This is a genomic window from Vibrio genomosp. F10 str. 9ZD137, from assembly GCF_049974785.1.
Lineage (GTDB): Bacteria > Pseudomonadota > Gammaproteobacteria > Enterobacterales > Vibrionaceae > Vibrio.
The window spans coordinates 1-4,331 of the sequence record NZ_JBNGCJ010000322.1; the positions used below are offsets into that span (position 1 = coordinate 1).

At 43.7% G+C, this 4,331-nt stretch carries 4 protein-coding genes; all 4 read left to right on the top strand.

Annotation, left to right across the window (positions count from 1 at the left end):
* A partial coding sequence (locus ACP45E_RS06435; protein ID WP_069584812.1) for a bifunctional hydroxymethylpyrimidine kinase/phosphomethylpyrimidine kinase occupies nucleotides 1-613 on the top strand: 613 nt, incomplete at its 5' end.
* 120 nt (nucleotides 614-733) lie between these two features.
* Nucleotides 734-1,930, top strand: a complete 1,197-nt coding sequence (locus tag ACP45E_RS06440) for a patatin-like phospholipase family protein (protein ID WP_017037868.1) — start codon at nucleotides 734-736, stop codon at nucleotides 1,928-1,930.
* 127 nt (nucleotides 1,931-2,057) lie between these two features.
* Nucleotides 2,058-2,966: a LysR family transcriptional regulator gene (locus ACP45E_RS06445; protein ID WP_017037867.1), complete on the top strand. Its 909-nt coding sequence runs from the start codon at nucleotides 2,058-2,060 to the stop codon at nucleotides 2,964-2,966.
* 347 nt (nucleotides 2,967-3,313) lie between these two features.
* Nucleotides 3,314-4,331, top strand: a 1,018-nt coding sequence (locus tag ACP45E_RS06450) for a TolC family protein (protein WP_241824278.1), incomplete at its 3' end; no start/stop codon positions are given.

Here is a 4,331-nt window from a genome sequence, read left to right on the forward strand (position 1 = left end):
CATCTGCACGGTTGAGCAAAGCAACGCGATCGCAAACGTCGTCAGCCTCGTTAAGCAAAAGAACTCACAAGCGCTTTACGTTAGCCATCCAATGATCGATTTTGATAATAATGAGCAGCCGATAATAAAAACCTCCGTAACCATAGCTCGTGACCTCTGTTCTATTGCAGATGCTTTGGTCATCGGTCGCGATGAATTAACTTGCCTGGCGAACATGGACATCGGCACGTTAGAAGAGGCGATAACAGCCTGCCAAAAAGTCATGGATAAAGGTCCGAAATTTGTTCTTCTGAAAAATTTTCCAGGTTTTGAGGACCTCAATTCAACCATGATGCTAAGTACCCCCAAAGCTTGTTATTTAGCTCATCGTCCTTATGTTCATTTTGATCAACCTGTGGTGGGCATCGACGAAATCATTACCGGCCTATTTACCGCCGGATTAGTCAAAGGAATGTCACCGTTTCTCGCTTTTGAGCATGCTAACAATGCCGCTTACGGTGTGTTAAAAATCACGGAAGAACTCGGCGGGTGGGAGCTGGACATCATTAGAGCACAAAATGAGTTTATTGAGCCCAGTTATCACTTCCATCCAATGAAAGTGGCGTCCAGTTAAAGTCGCGCTCAATCAAAACGGTATCTTAACACTGTACTTTAGCAAAGACGCTGGCTTTAAAGCGCAGTGAACCCATTAACATCACTAAAAGGAGTCGGTGATCAACAAAAGAGTCGAGCTATGAAACACAAAACATCGTCCCCAATATTTCTATTTCTCGCACTGTTGTTAACGGCGTGCAGCTCACCACACACCTTAGATACGCGTGTCACCGAAGACAACTACCGATCCGTTTCTATTTCGGCCACATCGAATAAAATAGAACAAGACTCGAAACAAACAGAAGAGCCTTACCGCTTTTGGTTTACTGAATCTTTAGATTTTCTCTACGATGAAGCAACTCAGTCGACGCCGTTGCATGTGGATGGTGATCGCTTGAATATTCTTGCTCTGTCAGGTGGTGGAGCAAACGGTGCATTTGGAGCGGGACTGATCAACGCACTGTACGACAATGAACAACTTGAAGACTATACCGTCATCACAGGTATTAGCGCTGGCGCTTTGGTCGCCCCGTTCGTTTTTGTCGGTGGCGAAGATATTCCAAGACTCAAAAAGGTCATGCTAGGCATCAATGACGCCATGCTGCTGGGTAAACAAAACTTCTTAAACACCCTTTTCAAAGACGCGTTCACCAATGGAGAAAGCCTCTATGATTTTATTGAAAGTGTCTATACCCCAGAAATGATCCAAAAAATTGCACTAAAACATCAATCTGGGCAACGCCTGTTTGTGGGTACGACTCAGTTTGACTCTGAAAGACTCATGGTTTGGAACATTGGTCGCATAGCAGACAGTGACCTCCCCAACAAAGTCGGCTTGATACACCAAGTATTGGCAGCCAGCGCTTCCATTCCTGGTGTGTTCCCACCTCAATTCATTGATGTGATTGAGAATAATAAACACTATGAAGAGCTGCACGTCGACGGAGGGCTGGCGACACAGATGTTTTTCGACATTGCACAAACAGATTTCACGAAAGTCAGTCAAGCGCTTGGCTTATCGACAAAACCCCAAGTCCATGTGATCCGCAATGGTGTCTTTAATCTGCCCTACCAAGCGATACCGGACAAAGGAATATCACTGCTGTCACGCAGCCTACAAAGCATGACCGTTAGACAAGCTAGAGGCGATCTCTACCGGATGATGTACTTCTCTCAGCTTAGTGATTTAGATGTGTCTTTCACTTACATGGGGGAGGACTTCAATGGCACTAAAGCGACAAAAGACATGTTCGACTTACAATATATGAACGCCCTATATGACTATGGTTATCATAAAGTGAACCAAAGTGGCCCTTGGACAACAGTGATCCCTTAACCCAGCAATGGATGCTCGCCCAAGCCAATTACGTGACTCAAATTTGGTACTAATCCCTCGGCCAGCCTAGCATTTTTGTTAATAGATGATATGTTCTAAAAAGGAATTTTATAAGAGAGCATGGGATATGAATTTTAGCCTAGAGCAACTTCTAGCATTTGTGACGGTATACGAGCAACTTTCTTTCAGCAAAGCCGCCGTCCAATTAAATAAACACCGTACGACCGTTGGGCAGGTCATTACCAATTTGGAAGACCAACTTGCTGTCTCTCTTTTTAATCGCATTGGACGCTCCGTCGAACCAACCGAAGATGGCCACTTGTTGTACCATTATGCCCGACAAGCGCTATCTCAAGCTCAAGTGTTTGATAAGGTGGCGCTAAGCCTTTCATATGGAACGATGGAAAGCATTACCGTTGCCTACCCTAGTATTTTACCACACCGGATTTTATCGAACATTCGAGTTCAACTCGCTAACGACTTTCCAATGATGCGAGTGAACTTCTTGGTCCGAACAAAACAAGAAATCAAAGAAGGGATAGAGAACGGTGACTTTCAATTTGGTCTGGTGAATATTCATAAAAGCTCTGCTATGCAGAATCTTGATACCACGTTTCTAGGCCATATTGAATTTGTCCCTTTTGTACAAAAAGGCAGTGAATTAGCTCAGCTACCTGACGATCAAGTGTTTGGCGCTTTACAGAGTAGCCGTCAGTTTGTTCTTAAATCTCTCGTTGATGAAGGGATGAAAGAGAAACTGTTGGTATCAGCCCAGCATGAAGACGTGGATCAGCTCGCCTTAGTGATTAAATTAGTTCAAGAAGGATTAGGTTGGGCATGGTTACCCAAAGCCCTGTCAGAATCTGAGTATGTAACCGATAACATTCAAGAGCTTAAAGTCAGTCAGATGAAAAATGGGTTTAAATTTCCGATTTCGCTATGGTCACCACACTCGAAGCAAATGGCGGTGGTTAGGCAATCCATTTCAAAAGCCATCGAACAATACATCGCCCACTTTCGACAATTACAAAACTAGCCCCTTATTTTCTATTTAGGCACAGAGTACCGAGTGATAGACAGGCTCGGTACTCTTTGCCTTTGGAGCTTTACTGTGCCTTTGGCGTCTTTCTCGTTTTGCTGCGCCTCAATCGCCTGGAGAGCGTTATCTGTCTTCAACGGTATCTCATTAAACTGACCTTTAAATCCATCCAAATAGCACACTTCACACTACCGCTTTACTGTCACCAAATGACCTATCACCCCCCTTATTGAGCGTCTATTCTTCTCATCACATTAACCCGCGATACTTTTCAAATAGATAGGGAGGTCTGCTTGAATCGTTAAATCGTACCGATTTACTCGCTAAAATATATTGATAGGAACATGATGAATAGAAAATTATCTCGCTTAATACTCTCATTAATAGCGGCAGGCTCGTTTTCTACACACGCAGCAAGTAACCATTCTACCGACACCATAATCAGCACCACCGATTTAGAAAATCTCTATAATCTCGCAATTCAAAATGACCCGTTACTTCGCACCGCGGAGCTTACTCAACAGAAATCAAGCTTTGCAATTGATGGAGCGAAAGGACAACTACTGCCTCAAATTAATGCGTATTTTAACTTAAGTGCCTTCGTTGATTCAGACTCTGTAGAATCGACTTATGGTGGCAATGGTGCGATAGGTAATGTGGGCATCACCCTAAGTCAATCTATCTACACGCCCGCAGTACAGGCCGGTATTTCTATAGCAGGTAAAGACAATGAAAGTGCAGAACTTCTTGTCACTAAAGCGCATGAAGCACTCATATATCGAACGACAAAGAGTTACTTTGATGTGCTTAGAAACCAAGCATTACTCGACACGGCTAAAGCCAATGAAGAAGCGTTGGCGCAATACCTGAGCATCACTCAACACCGTAATAAAGCGGGCATATCTTCAGAGATAGATCTATTGCAAGCTCAAGCACGTAAAGACCAATCTGAAGTCGCGGTATTAGAAGCGGAAGTACAATATCAGCTTGCACTTGATTCTTTGCAAACTCTATCTGGTCAAGAGTTTCAAGCAGTTCAACCTTTAAAAACCGATTCTTATACTGCTCACTTTCCTAATTCAGCGTCTGGGATGTCTTGGCTTGACGCATCAATGTCCAACAATCGAGATATTCAACTGGCTGGGATCGCTGTCGAACGAACCAAAATAGAATTAAGTCGAGCAAAAGCGGGTCACAAACCGACAATTTCACTGCAAGCGCGCTTAAACCAACGATTCCTAGGAGACATAGAGTCGACGGCATCTGGCAATAGTATTGATAACAATGAATCTCTAACTTCTGGTGATTTAGCGCTAGTGATGAATGTGCCTATTTACAGTGGGTCTTCGTTAACGGCTTTTG

Excerpts from the sequence above, each read along its gene's own strand:
- ACP45E_RS06445 (WP_017037867.1), top strand. The coding sequence starts at position 2,058 with ATGAATTTTAGCCTAGAGCAACTTCTAGCATTTGTGACGGTATACGAG.
- ACP45E_RS06440 (WP_017037868.1), top strand. The coding sequence starts at position 734 with ATGAAACACAAAACATCGTCCCCAATATTTCTATTTCTCGCACTGTTG.